The organism is Vibrio sp. R15-SG3-ISO1A (assembly GCF_059833955.1).
The window spans coordinates 104,160-124,372 of record NZ_JCBDGH010000083.1 but is presented as its reverse complement, the minus strand read 5'-3'; the positions used below and the strand labels follow the sequence as shown (position 1 = coordinate 124,372).

Genomic DNA, 20,213 nt, shown 5'->3' with positions numbered 1-20,213 from the left:
AAAATAAGATGTCTATCAAAGTAGGAATTAATGGATTCGGTCGTATTGGACGTTTAGCGCTGAGAGCGTCGTTTGATTGGCCTGAAATCGAGTTCGTTCAGATTAACGATGTGGCAGGTGATGCGGCAACCTTAGCTCACCTGCTTGAGTTTGACTCAGTGCAAGGTCGCTGGCACCACGAAGTGGCGAGTGAAGGTAACGCCATCATCATCAACGGTAAAAGCATTGCTACCTCACAAGAGAAAGCCATCGATGCGGTAGATTGGTCAGGTTGTGACGTGGTGATTGAAGCAACGGGTAAGCACCGTAAATCTGAGTACTTAAATCTGTATCTGGCACAAGGTGTTAAACGTGTGGTGGTTTCCGCCCCAGTAAAAGAAGATGGGATTGCTAACATTGTTGTTGGTGTTAACGACCACATTTTTGACCCAGAAAAACACCAGATTGTGACCGCTGCCTCTTGTACCACAAACTGCATTGCACCTGTGGTGAAAGTGATTCATGAGAAGCTCGGTATTGAGCGGTCGTCATTTACAACGATCCACGACCTCACTAACACCCAAACTATTCTCGATGCTCCGCATAAAGACCTGCGCCGTGCGCGTGCTTGTGGTATGAGTTTGATCCCAACAACTACAGGTTCTGCGAAAGCGATTATCGAAATTTTCCCTGAACTTAAAGGAAAAATTGATGGTCATGCAGTGCGCGTGCCGTTAGCTAACGCCTCTTTAACCGACATTATTTTTGATGTTAAGCGTGACACTACGGCTGAAGAGGTTAACGACTTACTTAAAGAAGCGTCGCAGAATGAACTGAAAGGCATACTTGGTTTCGAAGAACGCCCTCTTGTCTCTATTGATTACAAAGGGGACCAACGTTCAACGATTGTCGATGCGCTTTCAACTATGGTGGTTGGCAAGCGTATGGTTAAAATCTATGCGTGGTATGACAACGAAATGGGTTACGCAACACGTACCGCAGAACTTGTTCGTAAAGTCGGCCTAGCATAAGGAAGCAAACAAATGACACATCCTACGTGGGAACTGCCTGTTGAAGACAATAACGCAGCGTTAGTACTAACTCCTTGCCCTGGCACTAAAAAAGCGTCGCTAAGTGACAGTATTGATCAACTCAAATCTCAAGGTGTAACTGTCGTTGTTACAGCACTGAGCACTCATGAGATGCAAGAAAAAGGCGTTGGCGATCTGCCTAATATTGTCGAAAAAGCAGGTTTGCAATGGTTTCACACACCGATAGAAGATGACTGTGCTCCAGGTGAAGATTTTCAGGCTCGCTGGAAACATATATCCCCTTCGCTACACAAAGCTATAGAACATGGCGAAAAGATAGCGATGCATTGCATGGGGGGATCGGGACGGACAGGTTTGCTTGCTGCCCATCTTTTGCTAGAGAAAGGTTGGGAGCTGCAAGAAATCATCACCCATGTCCAGTCGTTAAGACCTGGCGCATTTACCAAAGATGTACAAGTTGAGTACATCCACCAATTTGCTAATCAGTAAAAGCCTTAAAGAGCTGCCTAAGGCGGCTCTTTTTTTAAAGAGAGTAAATATGTTGTCGAAGCTCAACCAAAATGTCCGCCAGTACATGTTGGTCACATTTAACTATTGGAACTTCACCGTTACCGATGGCGCACTACGTATGTTGGTGGTGCTCTATTTTTATGACTTGGGGTATTCAACCTTAGAGATCGCCTCCCTGTTTCTTTTTTATGAATTCTTTGGCGTTGTCACGAACCTCATCGGTGGCTGGCTAGGTGCTCGTCTTGGTTTGAACCGAACGATGAATATTGGCTTGGGAATGCAAATCATCGCTCTTTCAATGCTGGCCGTTCCTGCAAGTTGGCTCTCAATTCCATGGGTCATGGCTGCACAAGCCTTGTCAGGTATTGCCAAAGATCTAAACAAGATGAGCGCGAAAAGCTCCATCAAAACCTTGGTGCCAGAGAATGCACAAGGAGCATTGTATAAGTGGATTGCCATACTTACAGGCTCTAAAAACGCGCTAAAAGGTGCAGGATTTTTCTTAGGTGGTGCGTTGTTATCGATGATTGGCTTCCAATATGCGGTAGCTGCGATGGCGGGTGTTCTTTTACTGGTCTTTATCGGCAGTGTGATTAGCCTTAAATCCGATCTTGGCAAAGCGAAAAATAAACCTAAGTTCTCTGAAATTTTTTCCAAATCGAGCAGCGTGAACATTCTATCTGCTGCTCGTATGTTTTTGTTCGGTGCGCGTGACGTTTGGTTTGTGATTGCACTGCCTATTTATTTGGGATCTGTATTTGGATGGGATCATAGCGCCGTAGGTGGATTCTTGGCTATTTGGGTTATCGGTTACGGTATCATTCAAGGGATTGCACCAAAGATCACAGGCAGTAAATCGGGGCATGCGCCTGATGGTAAAGCCGCGATAGTGTGGGCGTTGGTATTGTCTGTAGTGACTGGCGTAATTGCTTACAGTGTGCAGCAGCAATGGCACCCAGAAGTGGTGATTGTCGTTGGACTGATGATTTTTGGTGCTGTGTTTGCTGTTAATTCTTCTCTGCACTCGTACTTAATCGTCAGCTATGCCAAGGGAGATGGTGTCTCTCTGGATGTCGGTTTCTACTACATGGCAAACGCAATGGGGCGTTTGATAGGGACGGTTCTATCTGGATGGGTGTTCCAAATGTGGGGGTTCTCAGCCTGTCTATGGGTATCCTTTGCCTTCTTAGCATTAACGACCATTATTTCGTTTTGGCTGCCTATAGGTACAAATCAAAAACTGGCTCAGCAATAAATAAAACTAAGCAGATTTGTTCACCAATGCCAGCTACGATTGCTGGCATTATTTTTTAGCCTCAAGTCATCGAATAAGCGAGAGCTATAAAAAACGTTAATGAAGTAGTATCAGTTCGTTACGTATACACTTATCTACATTGATTTCAGATCGAGCACATGCTGTTTTATTTCTTCAGAATCGAGATTTTGAAAATCGATGTTTGCAAGAGCTTCAATTCTTCGTTTTAGAGAGGAGTATACTTTATCGCACTGCTTGTTAAATTCGGAGACTGAAGCTTCATCATTAGGCAATGGCTCAAGATCCCAAGCAACACGAATACCAGCAGATAACCAGTTTGGGCAAGTTTCATTGTGCATTGTGTCACACACAGTAATTATCAGATCTGGATGGAAGCTCAGCCTTTCTTCCCATGACGTGCTGTGAAACTCAGAGGCATCAAAACCAAGCATATCAAGGTATTGTGCAATACGAGGATTGATCTGACCCTTAGGATGGCTACCGCCACTTGCGATTTGGAAATTTTCAGGCAGGTATTTTTTTGCAATTGCTTCAGCCAAAATGCTTCTGCTTGCATTATGTTTGCACACAAATAATATTTTCATCAATTGCCCTGCAGATGTTTAGGATTACTAAATTCGACATTTATCATGCTTTCATTACAGTTTGTTGACGGTTGAAAATAGGCATGAGCTAACTCATGGAAATACGCTGAGAAAGCGAGTCGTCTGCACTATCAATATTGCACAATAAATTTTTCCATACCTTAGTAAACCATATAAAACATTTCTGTCCAAATCCCTGTTAGTAGGTGCGATACTAATAGAAACCCAACCAACGAAGAATTTGTGATCGCCCAACAGTCGGTTGAATTGCTTTAATTACATTTAAAATCAAATAGATAGAAGCGAGCTTTGTGCTCGCTTTTTTCGTTATCATATGTTGGATAGACCATCGCAAAGCAGCGCATGACGGTACCTCCATTACTCGCTCTATTGGCTTCTATAGTTCATTTTGTGCCCTTAAGTCTGCAAGGTTCGTGTTGACTTGTTTTTGCCCCTTTTCGTGTTAGCACGGAAACTGTCCTGCTACCAGACTTGTGTTTCAATAGTACCTTGTAGTATCGAAAACACTTACCACAAACTTTAGAGATTTATGTACTATACCACCTACTGGAAGCTTGATGGTGATTGGGCAGTGCGTGATGATGTTGCTTCATGGGCCCGCATGAACTATCAAGGCAAAGAGAAAAACAACATCACTAGTGATAGCACAAGAACGTTGGCACCTTCTATTACTAACGTGGATCTCGGTGTGAACTGGCGTGTAACTAAGAATGTGAAGTTAATGGCAGCGGTTTATAACTTGTTCGATGAGCAAACCACAGAGGAAGAGTTTGGCTACATTGAAGATGGCCGACGCTACTGGTTAGCGGCTGAAGCGACTTTCTAATCTACTCACTTTTTTAAGCGAATAATAAAACAATGAATACGAAAACAATGAATACGAAAATTAAGTCTGCGATGACCTCTCTGCTACTTATGCCCTTTGTCTGTTTGGCTGGGGAGTTCAATGTAGAGAAGGATATCTTGTTCAAAACTGTAGGTGAGAGAGAGATTAAACTCGATCTTTATACTCCTTCGGTTGAATCAAATACTCAGTACCCGTTATTAGTCTGGGTACATGGTGGTGCATGGAAACGTGGGAGCAAAGACGCCATCCCAGAAAAGAACCCATTATTACTTCAGTCTGTGTTGAATGAAGGTTATGCGCTAGCTTCAGTTGATTATCGCTTAAGTGGAGAAGCGATCTTCCCTCAACCAGTACAAGACATTAATGATGCACTGAACTATTTGTACGACAATGCTGAAAAGCTCGGTATTAAAGTGGACAATGTTGTGATCATGGGACGCTCTGCTGGCGGGCACCTCGCTGGCTTTATTGGTGCGACTAACTCGGCATACAACCAAGTAGATTTCTATGAGCCACCAAAGTACAAGGTCTCAGCCGTAGTAAGCTTTTTTGGCCCTACCGATTTACTTGAGTTAAGTAATAAAGGTGGCAAGAAAACCAGCAAAAAATCGTCTGTATCTCGTTTCTTAGGAGATATTCCAAACAATATTCCAAAGCTTGCCAAGAAAGCATCAACGACAAGTTATGTGAATGAAAATACTCCACCATATATACAGTTACACGGCACCTTGGATAAGCGAGTGCCTCTATCTCAAAGTGAGATACTTAAGGCTAAGCTTGATGAGTATGGAGTTACCAACCAACTTTTCATTGAAGAAGGTGTAGGACACAGTGCACCTGTCTTTGATACCGAGAAGTACGTTGCTCATGTTTTGGACTTCTTAAATAAACACTTTCCGAACTAACAGCTCTAGTCAATATAAGGCTTAAAAGTTCAAGGGGGGAATACTGAGCCAACTGTGATTACAGTTGGCTTTTTCATGTATCTCTATTGGGCATTTTATCATTCTGATTAATGGGAGCGGCTGGCTCATTTTCAGGCAGTGGTTGAATCGCAGTAAGGTTGAGTTTAGATAGTGGTAGTTTGGTGATTAGTATGAAGCATCAGAGTTACTCACTTTGATTGCGGATGCAGCGCCTTCAGTCAAAGTGGGTAACTGTCTTCTTTTGAAATTGAAGTATCAGATCTAGTCAGAACCAATACACACTAAGGGCGTTCACCAACGTACAAACGTCTCTCGATATCTTTAATCACACTAGGGAGGTCTGCGATCGTATCGATGAGGTAGTGCGGCGAGCTCTGGAGCAATTTTGCTCGCGCTTTTTCACGAGCAGCATTAAGCGTTGCTTCGTCCGCGGCTTGGTATTCTTCAAACGTTAGACCTGCTTCGTTACCAGAAAGCAGCAAGCCAACGGTCCACATACCGGCGTGGTGACCTTCGTCGATACCCGGTGCTGCGTCATCCACTTTGATACACGCATTAACGTCAGTAACATTCAGCTCAATCACGTTCTTCAGTGCCATAAATGGTGCAGGGCGACCACCTTGCGGTAGGTCATCCGTTGCTACTACGTAATCCGGTTTGTAGCCGTAATCCGCTGCCACTGGAATTAGCACGTCCATCACTTCGCGAGGGTAACCAGAACAAGAACCGATCTTGATGCCTTTGTCTTTCAGACCGTTCACAACTTCAATCGCATTAAGGATTGGGTCTGCATGGTCAGCCACTTTTGCTTTTTGCAGAGGCATAAATGCTGCGTAGATAGCGTCGATGTCTTCGCTGGTCATTGAGCGACCAAACTTCTCATTCCAACGCTTATCAACCGCAGGAATACGACCCACAGCTTGGATGTGATCCCACTTACCAAGACCCATTGGTTCGCGCGCTTCTTCAAGGTCGATTTCAAAATCAAAGCCTTGTTTGAATGCTTCCACAAAGATACTGGTTGGCGCAAAAGAGCCGAAATCGACGATAGTGCCAGCCCAGTCAAAGATCACTGCTTGAATTGGTGAGTTGCTCATGTTCAATCCTTTTTTTTTGCTTGCCAGAGCGCTTGCCTACACGTCGGAACTGCGCTCTGAATCAATTGGTTTTGAGGTTAGAAGTAGTTAAAGTCTTTGCACACTTTGGCGATGGCTTCTTCGAAGATCGCCAACGCTTCTGTCAGTTGTTCGCGAGTGATGATCAGCGGTGGGCTGAGTTGAATCACATTGCCTTGCGATACCTTGAAGCTCAAGCCATTGTTGAGGCATTGGTAAAGCACAGCTTCCGCTTCGTCATACGCGCGTGCTTTGCTTTCGTGGTCGGTGACCAGCTCAATGCCCCACAACATGCCGATGCCACGCACATCACCAATCACTGGGTACTTAGCTTTCATCTCTAGCATCTTTTCACGCATGAACTGGCTGTCGGCTTTGGCTTTATCTAGCAAGCCGTCTTGCTCAATGGCTTCCATGGTTGCCAGTGCTGCAGCACAACCAATAGGGCTTTTCTCATGAGTGTAATGACCCATGGAGATTTGCTCGGCGGTGTTGTACTTGTCTTTGGTGACCATGGCTGCGATAGGCACTAAGCCACCACCCAAACCTTTACCGATGCAGAGCATATCTGGCTCGATGTCGTAGGCTTGGTAGGTAAACCATTCACCGCTGCGACCCATGCCGTTTGGGATGTCGTCGATGATCAGCATGACATTGTGTTTGTCACAGATTTCACGGATGCGTTTCCAGTAGGCTTTACTTGGCACTTGAACATCCGTGTTTCGAACCGCTTCTGCGATAAACGCGCCCACGCCGCCTTCTTTCTCAATCACGTATTCAAGGTAGTCGGCGTAATGCACGTCGCTGCCGTCCGCAACTGGGAAAGCACCACGGTATGACACCGCTGGTGGAATGCGCTCAACACCTGCCATTAATGGACCCATGCCTTGGCGGAAACACGCTTCGCCACCTACTGAGATGGCATCCAATGATGCGCCGTGGAAGGAGTCCCACAGAGAGACCACCTTGTAGTTGCCCGTGATGTGGCGCGCTAGTTTAAGTGCCATGCCAACCGCAGATGTGCCACCCGGAGCAAACAACACGCGGTTCAATTCGCCGCCACAGATTTGGGTGAGTTTTTCGGCACATTCAATCGCGGTCTCGTTGGTAAAACGACGTGGTGAAAACGGCAGTTTGGCAATTTGCTCTTGCACGCGTTTAATCACATGCGGATGACCGTAGCCCAGTTGATGGACGTTATTGCCATGGAAATCCATGTACTTTTTGCCGATAGCATCTTGGATGTAGATGCCTTCTGCTGCTTCCAATGTATCTAAGCAAGGCGTTGACATGGCTTGATGAAGAAAGACTTCCGAATCACGCTTCAATAATGCTTGCGTGCGTTCGTCGTCCATCGATGCATTCCAAGCTTGGCGCGCTGGTGTTGTGTTGACATCGCCTTCACTACGAAAATGAGTCGATTTGATATTCTGAGTCATAACGCTCTCTCAATCAGAAGGCTGCTTTACGCAACTTGCCAGTACATTGCTTTTTCAATCGCACCGATTAAGCGCTCGATATCTGCTGGGTAAACTTCGCCAATGTTGCCAATACGGAAGCAATCTGCGTTCGATACCTTACCCGGATAAATCACAAAACCTTGCTCTTTCAAACGCGTGTAGAACGCTTTGAATTGGTAATCACTGTGCGTCGGAGAGTAGAAAGAAGTGATGATTGGCGAGTGAAGGTCATCACTCAGCAGTGGCTCAAACCCCAGAGAACGCATACCTGCAACCAGTGTTTTCTGGTTAGTTTGGTAGCGGTGATGACGAGCCTCAATGCCGCCTTCTTGTTCCAGTTCTAGCAATGCTTGGTAGAAAGCGCGAACCGTGTGAGTTGGAGACGTGAAACGCCATTTGCCGTGGTTCACTTCCATACAATGCCACTGGTCGTAAAGATCAAGGCTCAAAGAACGTGCCTGACCTTGGCACTTTTCGAGCTCAGTTTTTTTTGCAATCACAAAGCCAAAACCCGGTACGCCTTGAATACATTTGTTTGCAGAGCTGATCATAAAATCGATGCCTAGCTCTGCGATATCGATAGGAATGCCACCAAAGCTCGACATGGCATCGAGAATCACGACTTTACCGTGTGCTTTTGCCGCAGAAGCAAATGCCTCAATTGGATTCAGCATGCCAGTGGTTGTCTCACAGTGAACAATCGCCACGTGTGTGATCGCAGGATCCGATGCCAATGCAGTTTCCACCTCGTTCAAGTGTGGCTGTGATGTTTCGCCTGGGGAAACTACATGGCATGGAATATTTAGGTAATCAGCGATCTGAGCGATACGCGCACCGTAAGCACCGTTGTCGACAACCAACAATTTTCCATCTTTGCCAATGGCACTGCCAATCGTTGCTTCGACTGATGCGGTGCCGCTACCTTGCATTAGTACGCTGGTGTAGCCGTCTTGCTCCGTCGCCAGTTTTACAAGCTTAGTGCGGATCACTTCTACAATGTCTTTGTTGTATTCATCATCCCAAGTACACCAGTCTTTTAGCATGGCTTCACGTACCGTTTCAGAAGTAGATAGAGGACCTGGAGTCAGTAGTAGGTATTCGTTTTTCATCTCGATTTCCATCAGAATAGGCTAATTGGTATACACCAAATTTCGAGTTCACTCTAGCGAGGAAGAAAAGGGCAGTAAATAGGCGAATCTCCAATTTCATAAAACTTTAATATCCAGAAAATGGTGGATCAATTGAACGATTATTCATCGATAATTTTCGCAAAACTGCCATTTAATGGTCATGAATTCGTCACAAAGGCTCAGTAGGGTGGTTATCGTCAACTGGTACAGACCAAATTAAAACTTAGCCAAATTAACTGGAGAAAATGATGAAAAACCGTTTGATGAAAGGATCGCTGGCTGCACTTGTCTCTCTGCTAGCTACGAATGCAATGGCAGCACAGGAAGTCACGGTTTACACCGCTTTCGAAACTGACATTCTTGCTAAATACAAGTCTGCGTTTGAGAAAGATAACCCAGATATCAAGATTAAGTGGGTTCGCGATTCAACCGGTATCATGACGGCGAAATTGCTGGCAGAAAAGAACAACCCTCAAGCGGAAGTGGTTTGGGGTCTGGCTGGCTCGTCAATGGCACTTCTTAAAGATGAAGGTCTTCTTAAGCCTTACACACCAAAAGGTTTGGAAGAGCTACATGCGAACCTAAACGACCCTCAATCAAACCAAGCTTGGTTTGGTAACGATGCGTTCTTTAACGCAGTTTGTTTCAATGAAGCGGTAGCGAAACAACTTAACCTGCCTAAGCCAACGTCTTGGGAAGACCTAACAAAGCCGGTTTACAAAGGTCACATTGCAATGCCGAACCCAGCTTCTTCTGGCACTGGCTACATGCAGGTTTCTGCTTGGCTACAAAACATGGGTGAAGATCAGGCATGGAACTACATGCGTGACTTAGACAAGAATATTGCACACTACACGCACTCTGGCTCTAAGCCATGTGTTCAAGCGGGTATGGGTGAAGTGGCTATCGGTATTTCGATGGCGAGCCGCGGCGCGAAGCTAAAAACACAAGGCGCACCACTAGCGGTTATCACACCAAAAGGCATCGGCTGGGAATCAGAAGCCGTTGGTCTAGTAAAAGAGTCTGATGCAGCGAAGCGCGTTGTCGACTGGTCAATCTCTAAAGTAGCAAACGAGCTTTACGTAGAAATGTACCCAGTGGTTGCACATAAAGAAGTTAAAGCGACTGTGTCTAACTTCCCTAATGTTCAAGAGAACATGGCGAAGATGGACTTCGCGCAAATGGGCAGCAAGCGTGCAGAAATCCTAGCTGCATGGTCTGAGAAGTTTGACGCGAAATCAGAGCCAAAGTCTTAATTGAATTTGCTTTGAGTTGAATATTGAAGTCCACCTCGGTTGAGGTGGATTTTTTGTTTTCCCTGTTATTTTAGAGTTTGCGGCAAGTAGATTCCTAGTCTCATCTAGGTTTGCTGGAATGACGGACTTAAGAAAGTTGGGATCTTCTATCCGTACTCATAACGTCATTCTCGAGAGCGACGGAGGAGCGAGTCGGGAATCTCTAATTACCACTTGAACAAACCTCATCGCCCTTCATCTATTTGTCATCTTCTGGCTATAAATTTGTCATTGGAACGTAACAATCCAAAACTAAAGTTGGTATATACCATTTGGAGCGTGTGTTATGTCAACTAACCAACATTACCTAAATATTGAAAATGTAGTGAAGCAGTTCGGACAGTTCACTGCATTAAAGAAAATCTCGCTAGCGATCGAAAAGGGCGAGTTCGTTTGTTTTCTTGGTCCTTCTGGCTGCGGTAAAACCACTCTATTACGTGCCATTGCAGGCTTAGACCTACCAACATCTGGTGCAATCTTTCAAAACGGTCAAGAGACCACATTCCTACCACCAGAGAAGCGCGATTTCGGCATCGTATTCCAATCTTACGCGCTGTTTCCGAACCTAACTGTGCAAGAGAACATTGCAGTGGGTTTGAAGAACCAAGGCATGTCGACCAAAGAAGCGTTAGAGAAGGTGGATTACTGGTTAGAAACCATTGGTCTTCCAACCTCTGGCGAGAAATTCCCCAACCAACTTTCTGGTGGTCAGCAGCAGCGTGTCGCTTTGGCTCGGGCGTTGGCGCTGTCACCTGGTCTACTGTTACTTGACGAGCCGCTGTCAGCGCTGGATGCAAAAGTACGTGTTCACTTACGTGACGAGATTTGTAAGTTGCAACGCAAGCTGGGCATCACCACCATCATGGTTACGCACGATCAGGATGAAGCGTTGTCGATGGCGGATCGTATTGTGGTAATGAACCATGGTGTGATTGAGCAAGTCGGTACGCCTCAAGAGATCTACCAGCAACCAGCCACGCGCTTTGTCGCTGAGTTTGTCGGCAGCATGAACTTTATTGAAACCTCAGTAGCAACGGACTCCCAATTACGAATTGCAGAAACCCTAATGCCAGCGCCAAGCTTGACCAATCGTAAGATACAACGTGGTGACCGCTTTGACCTTGCGGTGCGTCCTGAAAGCATCAAGTTCGTTGAAAACTACAACAACTCTTTACCTGTGCGAGTTACGGCAACCGAGTTTCTAGGGGCGTTTTTCCGCATTGATTGCGTATTGCAAAACGACAGCTCAACGAAAACCATCGTCGTGGATGTGCCTGTAGAAACGCTTCAAAAACTCAATATCAAGGCGGGCGATGTACGTTACATCCAGTTTGCTGAAGAAGGACTGCATGGTTACGCCGTGCCCTCGGTTGATAAAGCGCTAGCAGCGTAGGTGTAAACATGGATGCGAAGACAATGACGATGAATAGCCTGACCACTCAAGACAAAGCAAAATCCCTACTCGGACGTGTCAGCCGCGACAACCTAGTGTTGTTTGGTTTGCTCGCTGGCTTGTCGACCATGATGGTGCTGTTCATCTTAATGCCGCTTTGGGCAATGTTGACCAAGAGTGTGCAAAATGCCAATGGCGAATTTGTTGGATTGGCAAACTTTGCGACGTACTTTTCCTCTTCAAGCTTGTGGGTGTCGGTGGGAAACACCTTCACTTTGGGCGTGATTGTAACCTCGGTGGTGGGTGTACTTGCGTTTGGTTATGCCTACGCGCTGACTCGTTCATGCATGCCGTTTAAAGGTTTGTTCCAAATCTTAGGTACTGCGCCAATCCTTGCGCCTTCGTTGTTACCGGCGATCAGTTTGATCTTCCTTTTCGGTAATCAAGGCATTGCCAAAGAGATGTTGTTAGGAAACTCAGTTTACGGCGTGATTGGTATCTCGATGGGTTTGATTTTCTGGACCTTCCCTCATGCATTGATGATCTTAACCACTTCGCTGCGCACTTCAGATGCCCGTTTGTATGAAGCAGCCCGCGCACTTAAAACCTCACCCATCAAAACCTTCTTTATGGTGACGTTACCTGCGGCGAAATTCGGTTTGATCAGTACGCTTATCGTCGTCTTTACGCTGGTTATCACGGACTTTGGTGTGCCGAAAGTGATTGGGGGCAGCTACAACGTTCTGGCGACTGACATCTTCAAGCAAGTGGTGGGACAGCAAAACTTTGCTATGGGTGCGGTGACCAGCATTATGCTGTTATTCCCAGCGGTAATGGCGTTCGGTGCAGACCGTTGGGTACAGAAAAAACAGAAGAGCTTATTTGACACTCGCTCGGTGCCTTATCAGCCAGAACCCAACAAAGCGCGCGACAGCATTTGTTTGGTTTACTGCAGCATCATTTCTATCGCAGTGTTGGCTGTGCTTGGCATGGCAGTGTATGGCTCGTTAGTTACGTTCTGGCCTTGGAACAAAGCGCTGACGCTAAACAACTACAACTTTGCTGAAATGAGCACTTACGGTTGGAGCCCATTCTTCAACTCGCTAACGCTGGCAGGTTGGACGGCAGTGATCGGCACAGCTATCATCTTTGTCGGTGCATACTGCATTGAGAAAGGGCGTGCGTTTGGTCCAATTCGTCAGGTGATGCAAATGCTTAGCGTGGTGCCAATGGCAGTTCCGGGTATGGTGCTTGGCTTGGGCTACATCTTTTACTTCAATGACGCGAACAATCCCCTGAACGTGCTTTATGGCACCATGGCATTCTTAGTGATTAACACGGTAGTGCATTACTACACAGTGGGTCACATGACTGCACTGACAGCGCTAAAGCAGTTGCCATCGGAGATTGAGGCCACGGCGGCATCGGTGAAGCTTCCTCAATACAAGTTGTTCTTTAAAGTGACATTACCTGTGTGTTTACCTGCGATTTTGGACATTGCGACTTACTTGTTTGTTAATGCATTGACCACCACTTCTGCGGTAGTATTCCTTTACTCAACCGATACGATTCCGGCTTCGGTCTCGATTCTGAATATGGACGATGCAGGTCAAACTGGCGCTGCAGCAGCGATGGCTGTGATGATCATGATGGCTGCCGCAATTGCGAAGATTGTTCAGATGACTTTGGGTAAATTGTTAGAGAATCGCACACAAGCTTGGCGCAAAAGATAAGGACACTTCGTGCAATACGTAAAAATTAAAGATTCGATTGTTGAACAGATTGAAGCGGGCATGCTATCGCCGCGTCAAAAACTGCCAGCAGAGCGTAAGTTGGCGGAGTCGTTCGATACTACACGCGTCACTCTGCGTGAAGCTTTATCACTGCTGGAAGCAGAAGGTCGAATCTATCGCGAAGATCGCCGAGGTTGGTTTATCTCACCCGAGCCATTGCGTTACGACCCAACCCAAACTCTGAACTTCGCGAACATGGCGAAAGCGCAAAATCGCGTGCCAAAAACGGAGTTGGTCGTAGCAAAAGGAACGTTGGCAAACAAACAAGCGGCACGCTTGTTGGACTTGCAACCTTTCACGGACGTGTATCGAGTCGACCGTGTGCGATACCTTGAAGATAGACCTGTAGTATTCGTAACAAACTATATTCGCCCAGAGCTGTTTCCGAATCTGCTGGACTATGATTTGTCAAACTCACTGACGGACATTTACCGCGAGCATTATGGCGTGACGTATCAAAAGATTCGCTACCGCATTTCAACCAGCACTTTGTTGGGTGAAATGGCTCAGGCACTGCGCGCGACAGCCGGTACGCCAGCGATGGTGGTGGAGCGCATCAACTATAACCAGCACGGTGAGTTGATTGATTGCGATATCGAATATTGGCGACACGATGCCATCAGCATTGAATCTCTGGCGGAACTCAATCGTTAAGTGGATTTTCTCATTATCTAAGGCTCCATCTCGGGGCCTTTATTTTATTCAGACAGGAACATTGAAATGGATTTGTTGGCGATTGGTCTCGTCGTTTTTTCTGCTGTTCTCCATGCGGGCTGGAATATCCTTGGTAAAAGTAACTCAGGTTCTGGACTTGCGTTTACGATGGCGGCCAGCTTTTCTGCCTGTGCCATTCTTACCCCTTATCTGATTTGGTATTTGGCGACCATTGGCTGGACATCATTGCAGAGTGAATTTTGGGGATTGCTGTTCATTAGCGGCATTTCACAAATGGTCTATCTGGTCGGTTTGATTGTCGCTTATAAGCACGCAGACGTGGGTGTGGTTTATCCGATTGCTCGGGCACTGCCTGTGATGATGGTCGGCGCAATCAGTGTGGCATTGGGGCATGAATTATCTAGTCAGCAGTGGCTCGGATTCTTGCTGATTACCTTTGGTTGTATGCTGGTACCACTGACAAACTTTCGCCAAATGACGCTGGGCTCTTATTTGAACGTTGGTGTGTTCTGGGCATTGATTGCCGCAATAGGCACAACGGGTTACTCGGTGGTCGACAAAGAAGCGCTGAGTTTACTCACAGAACAAGCATCAGAGATTTTGAATGATCAGTACAGTGCGATCTTTTACTTAGGCGTGCAGTTTTGGGCGATAGGTATTCCTGCCCTTGTGTGGTGCTTGGTTACAGGCAAGCCAGATGAGATTAAGACAGCGTGGCAGATCCGAAAAACAGCCAGCATGGCAGGGGTAATGATGGCATCCACCTACGGCTTGGTGTTGTTTGCGATGACCATGACAGACAATGTGAGTTTAGTGGTGGCACTGAGGCAAATCAGCATTGTGTTTGGACTGTTTATGGGGATCTATATCTTGGGAGAGAGGTGGTATCGAACTCGTTCTGTAGGAATCGTCCTAGTGATAACAGGTTTGATTCATGCTCTGAAATGACTAATTGGAGAAAGAAATGTCTAAACCTTTGTATGTATTTGATTTGGATGAAACTCTCATCAATGCCGACTGCTCTATGATTTGGAACGAGTTTTTAGTCGAGAAAGGTATTGTAACGGATCATAACTTTATTGACGAAGACAAGCGTTTAATGAATCTATATGCGAAAGGAGAGTTAGATATGCAGTGTTACTTAGATTTTTCTTTAGCACCGCTTACGGCTATTCCAAAAGCGCAAGTTAGTGATTGGGTTGAAGAGTGTGTACAACGCTATATTCTTCCCAAGCAGTTTACGCAATCTAAGGTACTAATTGAGAAACTAGTACGCGAACACGCAGAGTTGATCATTATTTCAGCTAGTGTCACTTTTCTAGTCGAAGTTATAGCGCGTTACTTAGGTATTAAAACTGCTCTGGGTATTGATTTGGTAGAGCAGCACGCTTGCTACAGTGCACAAATAAACGGCATAGCGACGTATCGCGAGGGTAAGGTCGCTCGACTAGAGCAGTGGGTGAAGGAAACGAAACAGTCTTTTTCGGAGATTCACTTTTTTACAGACTCCATAAATGACTTGCCATTGTGTGAGTATGCGGACTACACCTACCTTGTTAATCCATGCCCTAAACTAAGAATCATAGGGGCAGAGCGCAATTGGCCCATATTGTGTTGGGGGAGCCAATATGGGCGTAATACTTATGGTGTGGTTGCCAAATAATCGATGAGCGGCTGTAAGCATGCCGCTCATCGAATGGAGAAAAGCGAACCTACTACTCGCTTATTCTCAGTGGTGGCTCACGACTCTTCCAGTGGCTCATTCACAAGGCTTGACCCAACTTTAGTCATTGGGCTACTCTTCCCACATCACTTCTATCGGAGATTGCGCCGCGATGAACAACTAAACCTGCTTCCATATCACATCGGTTTTTTGGATTCACAGGGTTAGTCGGCGTAGCTCACTATCAACTATTTGCTGTTCGTGTCGTTTAGGATTTCTATCCTCAAAGAACGAATTCGCTTATTGCACACATTCGGTTATCTATTGCTGCGGCGAAGGCCCCTGTTACAACAGGAGGCATTGCTATGCCATTTTTACGAGCAAGTTCAGTGAGTTACCAATTTGAAAATGGTGAGCGACTGTTTGATTCTTTAACTTTTTCGATGACCAAATCCCGCGTTGGGCTTGTCGGGCGTAATGGGGTCGGAAAATCCATGTTAGCCTCAATTCTGTTAGGTGAGGTAGCGCCTAGCTCTGGCCATGTGATGTCTCCGCAAAAGACAGCAATCTATCGTCAACACGCGGGCGGACTAGTGAGCGGGGAGCTTACCATTGCCCAATTTTTGGGTAAGCACGCCATTCTCGAGGCGCTTGAGCGGATTGAAAATGGCGAGTGCGACGCACAGTGGTTTGAACAAGTCGGTGAGGAGTGGGACTTGCCGCAGCGCCTATCTGAGCAACTGGTTCTATTGGGCTTGCCACCTAAGCCACAGATGTTATGTGCCCAGCTTAGTGGTGGTCAATTGGCTCGTCTTCAGCTTTGGCAACTTTTTGAATCACAAGCGGAGTTATTGATCCTCGATGAGCCCTCAAATCACCTCGATATCAAGGCAAAGCGATGGCTAATTGAGCAAATCAGGCAGTATTCAGGGGCGGTATTCGTCATCAGTCATGACCGATCGTTATTGCGGGAGATGGATGAAATATGGGCGTTATCAAGCCTAGGGATGAACATCTATGGCGGTAATTACGATCACTATGCCGAGCAGCAACGCGTTGAACAAAGTGCGGTTGAGCGGCAATTAGCCCATCTCAAAAAGCAGCAAAAACAGCTCAAGGAGGAGGCGCAACGTAACCGGGAGAAAGCGGAGCAAAGAGCCGCACAAGGCAATCGGCTTCGCCGCAATGGCAGTCAACCTAAGATTTTGCTCGACGGTAAAAAGGACAAAGCGACGGCGCGCGCCTCCAATCGCAATAAAAATGAGCAGCAGCGACAAACCAATCTCAATAAGACGCAGCAAGCGCTAACTTCAAGGTATGAGGAAAACCGAGCGCAGACATTTTATCTCACCGAGAGAAAGGTTCGCGATAAATCGGTCGTGATGATGGAAAATGGCGTCTTAGTGTATGGTCGCTCAGAGCCGATGACACTGCGCTTAACCGCTAACAATAAGGTGCGGCTAGTTGGCGACAATGGCAGCGGCAAATCAACCTTGCTCAAAACCCTACTCGGTGAGTACGCACTGCGTGAAGGGCAGATTAGAATCAATACTGAGTTCTATTATCTAGACCAGCACTTTGCGGCGTTAAAAGGCGATCGCTCTATGCTTGATAACCTGTTAACACAGTGCCAAGGTATGACGGAAATGGAGGCGCGCACTCTGTTGGCTGGTGTCGGCTTTCGGCGTGACACTGTCTTTCGATTGGCGGATGTATTAAGCGGCGGCGAGAAAATGAAGCTGGCGATGTTAATTGTCAGTCACCAACTTAATCAGCCCTTTCTTCTGCTTGATGAACCTGATAACCATCTTGATCTCGACTCGAAACAAGACTTATCGCGTGCACTCAATGAGTATCCCGGGGGATTTTTATTGGTGACTCACGATGACGATTTTGCTTCGGACGCAGGGGTTGAATGGCAGATTGGTGAGTAGCGCGCCAAGTCAGAGAGCAGCGTCAACTTAACATAGAGGGATGAACGTTAGTCGCTTTCCTCTTTTTGTTCTTCTTGGTTTGTGTTCTCCAGATGGGCGAGGTTTTGATCCTCCTCTTCTTGTGGTTCATAGTATTTAACAACAAACGGAGTAAGCATAACACTGGATGGGAGAAAATGTTTCATACTAGCTGCTCATTTTAATAAAAGGATAGGTCGAGTGTTTACCACACTGAAGGGCGGGGTATTGAGCTAAGTCATAGAAGTCAATTTAGCTGCTGCATTTATGCCAAAGCAATCTACACTAGCGGCCAACGAGAGAGGAGAGAAGAATGAAATACGATTGGATCTTGTTTGATGCCGATGACACCTTGTTCCACTTTGATGCCTTCAAAGGCATGCAGTTGATGTTTTCACGTAAGGGCGTGGTGTTTACCGAGCAGGATTATGACCACTACCAAGCCATCAATAAGCCGCTTTGGGTCAAGTACCAAGAGGGGCAAATTAACGCTGATGAGCTGAAACACAAACGATTTGTTGAGTGGGCGCAAAAGCTGAACACCACTACCGCAGAGCTTAACCGTGCGTTTCTTGAAGCGATGGCAGATATCTGCACATTACTTCCCGGCGCAAAAGAGTTGATGGAAGCGCTGAATGGGCGCGCAAAGCTTGGCATCATCACCAACGGCTTTACCGAGTTGCAAGCGATTCGACTTGAGCGCACTGGCATGAGTGAATACTTTGAACACGTGATCATCTCGGAAGAAGTCGGCGTAGCCAAACCTGATCTGGCGATCTTTGCGCACGCCCATGAAAAAATGGCGCAGCCGTGTAAAAGCAAAGTCCTTATGGTGGGCGATAACCCTCATTCAGACATCTTGGGCGGAATCAATTTTGGTATTGAGACTTGTTGGCTCAACACACATCGCTTACCAAGCGTAGAAGGCATTACGCCAAACTATACCGTAGAGTCTCTGTTTGATCTCAAAGCGATACTGTTGGCGTAATAGGGCGTTCAGAGTAGTGACTTAGTCTTGGGATTATTCACACGGCGCCATGTGAATCACAGCCAAACCACCGAGTGAGGTTTCGCGATATTTACGATTCATGTCTTTACCGGTTTGATACATGGTCGCAATCACCTTATCCAGAGAAATCAGGCATTTGCTGGTTCGCTTGAGCGCCATTCTGGAAGCGTTAATGGCCTTCATTGCGCCCATAGCGTTGCGCTCGATACAAGGGACTTGCACCAAACCGCCAATCGGGTCGCAGGTCATACCCAAGGAGTGTTCCATCGCTATTTCGGCCGCAATGCAAATCTGTTCATTACTGCCTCCTCGAAGTGCGGTCAAGCCCGCTGCCGCCATGGACGACGATACGCCGACTTCACCTTGGCAGCCCACTTCTGCACCTGAAATGGACGCATTGGTTTTATACAAAATGCCGATAGCGCCGGACACCGCCAAGAAGTCTTTGATCTGTTTAAGGTTTAGTTCCTTGATAAAACGGTGGTAGTACATGAGTACGGCGGGAATGACGCCTGCTGCGCCGTTTGTTGGCGATGTCACCACTTGGCCACCGGCGGCGTTTTCTTCACTGACAGCGAAGGCAAACAAGTTGATCCAATCCATGATTTCCATTGGGTCATTTTCCACGGCGGCGTTGGCTTCCAGCTTTTTAAGCAAGTTTGGCGCGCGTCGCGTTACGTTCAGGCCACCTTCAAGGATGCCTTCGGTATCAAAGCCTCGTTGCATGCACAGTGTCATCACTTTCCAAATTTGCTCGGCTTTTTCGTCAATCTCTTGCCCAGAGAAGAAGCACAACTCATTTTGCAGCACCATTCCACCGAGACTCAATCCATGTTGCTCCGCCATCTGGAGCATTTGGTCGGCGCTCTTGAAAGGAAACGGCACGGTAACGGGGGTTGTTTTGCTGCCGTTGGTCAGTTCATCTTCCGTTGCGATAAAGCCACCGCCTATCGAGTAGTAAGTCTCTTTAAGCAGTATGGCGCCCGTTTCATCGAAAGCAGAGATGGTCATGCCATTTTCATGTAAAGGCAGACTGTCATCGTGGAACAGAATATCCCCTTGGTAATGAAACGCGATGGTTTGACGACCCGCAAGTAATAGCTGATCCTCGTCCATCGCTTGTTGCAACAAGGCTTTGGCGCTGGTCATTTTTATGGTGTCGGGGCGGTTACCCAATAAGCCGAGAATGACGGCCTTATCCGTGTGGTGGCCTTTCCCCGTCAGTGATAGTGAGCCATATAAGTCCACTTGCACTCGAGAGGTGTGGTTGAGCTGCTCGTCTAACGCCTGGGTAAATTGATATCCCGCGAGCATGGGGCCGTTGGTGTGTGAGCTCGATGGGCCCACGCCGATTTTAAATATGTCGAAAATTGACAGCATGTTCATCACTTCCTATTGACCTGTGGTTTCAGGCTCTCTTATTGTTGTACTCGTTGTGCCACGTTCTCCAGCGGTGCGCCGTGAGCAAGCTGTACGAGTATCACTGATCTTTACTTATTCTAGCTACTTTTAGAATAGTCTGCTTTACGCTAC

At 46.7% G+C, this 20,213-nt stretch carries 19 protein-coding genes; 13 read left to right on the top strand and 6 right to left on the bottom strand.

The window, feature by feature from the left end:
* Nucleotides 1–8 precede the first annotated feature (8 nt).
* The 3 genes from AC6R0L_RS14345 to arsJ are packed head-to-tail and all read left to right on the top strand — an operon-like array spanning nt 9 to nt 2,796.
* A complete protein-coding gene (locus AC6R0L_RS14345) occupies nt 9–1,010 on the top strand; it encodes an ArsJ-associated glyceraldehyde-3-phosphate dehydrogenase (protein WP_500629542.1) in 1,002 nt (333 codons plus the stop codon).
* 12 nt (nt 1,011–1,022) lie between these two features.
* A complete protein-coding gene (locus tag AC6R0L_RS14340) occupies nt 1,023–1,520 on the top strand; it encodes a cyclin-dependent kinase inhibitor 3 family protein (protein WP_500629541.1) in 498 nt (165 codons plus the stop codon).
* A 49-nt stretch (nt 1,521–1,569) separates the two neighbouring features.
* Complete coding sequence (gene arsJ, locus AC6R0L_RS14335) at nt 1,570–2,796, top strand: organoarsenical effux MFS transporter ArsJ (RefSeq protein WP_500629540.1); 1,227 nt, start codon at nt 1,570–1,572, stop codon at nt 2,794–2,796.
* Nucleotides 2,797–2,930: 134 nt separating this feature from the next.
* Here the strand turns inward: arsJ and AC6R0L_RS14330 are convergent, their stop codons facing one another.
* Nucleotides 2,931–3,401 carry an arsenate reductase/protein-tyrosine-phosphatase family protein gene (locus AC6R0L_RS14330; protein WP_500629539.1) on the bottom strand — a complete coding sequence of 157 codons (471 nt, stop codon included), beginning with the start codon at nt 3,399–3,401 and terminating at the stop codon, nt 2,931–2,933.
* Nucleotides 3,402–3,951: 550 nt separating this feature from the next.
* Between AC6R0L_RS14330 and AC6R0L_RS14325 the strand changes: the two genes are divergently transcribed.
* On the top strand, nt 3,952–4,248 hold the full coding sequence (locus AC6R0L_RS14325; RefSeq protein ID WP_500629538.1) for a hypothetical protein: 297 nt from the start codon (nt 3,952–3,954) through the stop codon (nt 4,246–4,248).
* Nucleotides 4,249–4,295: 47 nt separating this feature from the next.
* A complete protein-coding gene (locus AC6R0L_RS14320; protein ID WP_500629537.1) occupies nt 4,296–5,174 on the top strand; it encodes an alpha/beta hydrolase fold domain-containing protein in 879 nt (292 codons plus the stop codon).
* 302 nt (nt 5,175–5,476) lie between these two features.
* Here the strand turns inward: AC6R0L_RS14320 and phnX are convergent, their stop codons facing one another.
* The 3 genes from phnX to phnW form a co-directional block, all read right to left on the bottom strand.
* The gene (phnX, locus tag AC6R0L_RS14315; protein WP_500629536.1) at nt 5,477–6,292 is read right to left on the bottom strand and encodes a phosphonoacetaldehyde hydrolase; all 816 of its coding nucleotides are present in this window, start codon (nt 6,290–6,292) and stop codon (nt 5,477–5,479) included.
* Between the two features lie 77 nt (nt 6,293–6,369).
* Nucleotides 6,370–7,749, bottom strand: a complete 1,380-nt coding sequence (locus tag AC6R0L_RS14310; protein ID WP_500629535.1) for an aspartate aminotransferase family protein — start codon at nt 7,747–7,749, stop codon at nt 6,370–6,372.
* Between the two features lie 26 nt (nt 7,750–7,775).
* Complete coding sequence (gene phnW, locus AC6R0L_RS14305; protein WP_500629534.1) at nt 7,776–8,879, bottom strand: 2-aminoethylphosphonate--pyruvate transaminase; 1,104 nt, start codon at nt 8,877–8,879, stop codon at nt 7,776–7,778.
* A gap of 266 nt (nt 8,880–9,145) precedes the next feature.
* Here phnW and AC6R0L_RS14300 point away from each other — a divergent pair, with 266 nt between their 5' ends.
* From AC6R0L_RS14300 to AC6R0L_RS14270, 7 genes are all read left to right on the top strand, one after another.
* Nucleotides 9,146–10,156: a putative 2-aminoethylphosphonate ABC transporter substrate-binding protein gene (locus tag AC6R0L_RS14300; RefSeq protein WP_138955325.1), complete on the top strand. Its 1,011-nt coding sequence runs from the start codon at nt 9,146–9,148 to the stop codon at nt 10,154–10,156.
* Nucleotides 10,157–10,481: 325 nt separating this feature from the next.
* Complete coding sequence (locus AC6R0L_RS14295) at nt 10,482–11,588, top strand: putative 2-aminoethylphosphonate ABC transporter ATP-binding protein (RefSeq protein ID WP_500629533.1); 1,107 nt, start codon at nt 10,482–10,484, stop codon at nt 11,586–11,588.
* 8 nt (nt 11,589–11,596) lie between these two features.
* Nucleotides 11,597–13,321, top strand: coding sequence for a putative 2-aminoethylphosphonate ABC transporter permease subunit (locus AC6R0L_RS14290; RefSeq protein WP_500629532.1), 1,725 nt, complete (start codon nt 11,597–11,599; stop codon nt 13,319–13,321).
* A 9-nt stretch (nt 13,322–13,330) separates the two neighbouring features.
* On the top strand, nt 13,331–14,035 hold the full coding sequence (gene phnR / locus AC6R0L_RS14285; RefSeq protein ID WP_500629531.1) for a phosphonate utilization transcriptional regulator PhnR: 705 nt from the start codon (nt 13,331–13,333) through the stop codon (nt 14,033–14,035).
* A 66-nt stretch (nt 14,036–14,101) separates the two neighbouring features.
* Nucleotides 14,102–15,004 carry an EamA family transporter gene (locus tag AC6R0L_RS14280; RefSeq protein WP_500629530.1) on the top strand — a complete coding sequence of 301 codons (903 nt, stop codon included), beginning with the start codon at nt 14,102–14,104 and terminating at the stop codon, nt 15,002–15,004.
* A 16-nt stretch (nt 15,005–15,020) separates the two neighbouring features.
* Nucleotides 15,021–15,719 (top strand): HAD family hydrolase, encoded by a 699-nt coding sequence (locus AC6R0L_RS14275; protein ID WP_500629529.1) that lies wholly within the window; start codon nt 15,021–15,023, stop codon nt 15,717–15,719.
* A 365-nt stretch (nt 15,720–16,084) separates the two neighbouring features.
* A complete protein-coding gene (locus tag AC6R0L_RS14270; RefSeq protein ID WP_500629528.1) occupies nt 16,085–17,653 on the top strand; it encodes an ABC-F family ATP-binding cassette domain-containing protein in 1,569 nt (522 codons plus the stop codon).
* A 47-nt stretch (nt 17,654–17,700) separates the two neighbouring features.
* Here the strand turns inward: AC6R0L_RS14270 and AC6R0L_RS14265 are convergent, their stop codons facing one another.
* Nucleotides 17,701–17,838: a hypothetical protein gene (locus tag AC6R0L_RS14265; protein ID WP_500629527.1), complete on the bottom strand. Its 138-nt coding sequence runs from the start codon at nt 17,836–17,838 to the stop codon at nt 17,701–17,703.
* Between the two features lie 146 nt (nt 17,839–17,984).
* Here AC6R0L_RS14265 and yjjG point away from each other — a divergent pair, with 146 nt between their 5' ends.
* On the top strand, nt 17,985–18,659 hold the full coding sequence (yjjG, locus tag AC6R0L_RS14260) for a pyrimidine 5'-nucleotidase (RefSeq protein ID WP_500629526.1): 675 nt from the start codon (nt 17,985–17,987) through the stop codon (nt 18,657–18,659).
* A gap of 33 nt (nt 18,660–18,692) precedes the next feature.
* Here the strand turns inward: yjjG and AC6R0L_RS14255 are convergent, their stop codons facing one another.
* Nucleotides 18,693–20,060, bottom strand: a complete 1,368-nt coding sequence (locus AC6R0L_RS14255) for an L-serine ammonia-lyase (protein WP_500629525.1) — start codon at nt 20,058–20,060, stop codon at nt 18,693–18,695.
* Between the last annotated feature and the right edge of the window lie 153 nt (nt 20,061–20,213).

Bases quoted from the DNA above. Each gene is read 5' to 3' on its own strand.
- AC6R0L_RS14345 (WP_500629542.1), top strand. From the start codon at position 9: ATGTCTATCAAAGTAGGAATTAATGGATTCGGTCGTATTGGACGTTTA.
- AC6R0L_RS14340 (WP_500629541.1), top strand. From the start codon at position 1,023: ATGACACATCCTACGTGGGAACTGCCTGTTGAAGACAATAACGCAGCG.
- arsJ (WP_500629540.1), top strand. From the start codon at position 1,570: ATGTTGTCGAAGCTCAACCAAAATGTCCGCCAGTACATGTTGGTCACA.
- AC6R0L_RS14330 (WP_500629539.1), bottom strand. From the start codon at position 3,401: ATGAAAATATTATTTGTGTGCAAACATAATGCAAGCAGAAGCATTTTG.
- AC6R0L_RS14325 (WP_500629538.1), top strand. From the start codon at position 3,952: ATGTACTATACCACCTACTGGAAGCTTGATGGTGATTGGGCAGTGCGT.
- AC6R0L_RS14320 (WP_500629537.1), top strand. From the start codon at position 4,296: ATGAATACGAAAATTAAGTCTGCGATGACCTCTCTGCTACTTATGCCC.
- phnX (WP_500629536.1), bottom strand. From the start codon at position 6,292: ATGAGCAACTCACCAATTCAAGCAGTGATCTTTGACTGGGCTGGCACT.
- AC6R0L_RS14310 (WP_500629535.1), bottom strand. From the start codon at position 7,749: ATGACTCAGAATATCAAATCGACTCATTTTCGTAGTGAAGGCGATGTC.
- phnW (WP_500629534.1), bottom strand. From the start codon at position 8,879: ATGAAAAACGAATACCTACTACTGACTCCAGGTCCTCTATCTACTTCT.
- AC6R0L_RS14300 (WP_138955325.1), top strand. From the start codon at position 9,146: ATGATGAAAAACCGTTTGATGAAAGGATCGCTGGCTGCACTTGTCTCT.
- AC6R0L_RS14295 (WP_500629533.1), top strand. From the start codon at position 10,482: ATGTCAACTAACCAACATTACCTAAATATTGAAAATGTAGTGAAGCAG.
- AC6R0L_RS14290 (WP_500629532.1), top strand. From the start codon at position 11,597: ATGGATGCGAAGACAATGACGATGAATAGCCTGACCACTCAAGACAAA.
- AC6R0L_RS14280 (WP_500629530.1), top strand. From the start codon at position 14,102: ATGGATTTGTTGGCGATTGGTCTCGTCGTTTTTTCTGCTGTTCTCCAT.
- AC6R0L_RS14275 (WP_500629529.1), top strand. From the start codon at position 15,021: ATGTCTAAACCTTTGTATGTATTTGATTTGGATGAAACTCTCATCAAT.
- AC6R0L_RS14270 (WP_500629528.1), top strand. From the start codon at position 16,085: ATGCCATTTTTACGAGCAAGTTCAGTGAGTTACCAATTTGAAAATGGT.
- AC6R0L_RS14265 (WP_500629527.1), bottom strand. From the start codon at position 17,838: ATGAAACATTTTCTCCCATCCAGTGTTATGCTTACTCCGTTTGTTGTT.
- yjjG (WP_500629526.1), top strand. From the start codon at position 17,985: ATGAAATACGATTGGATCTTGTTTGATGCCGATGACACCTTGTTCCAC.
- AC6R0L_RS14255 (WP_500629525.1), bottom strand. From the start codon at position 20,060: ATGCTGTCAATTTTCGACATATTTAAAATCGGCGTGGGCCCATCGAGC.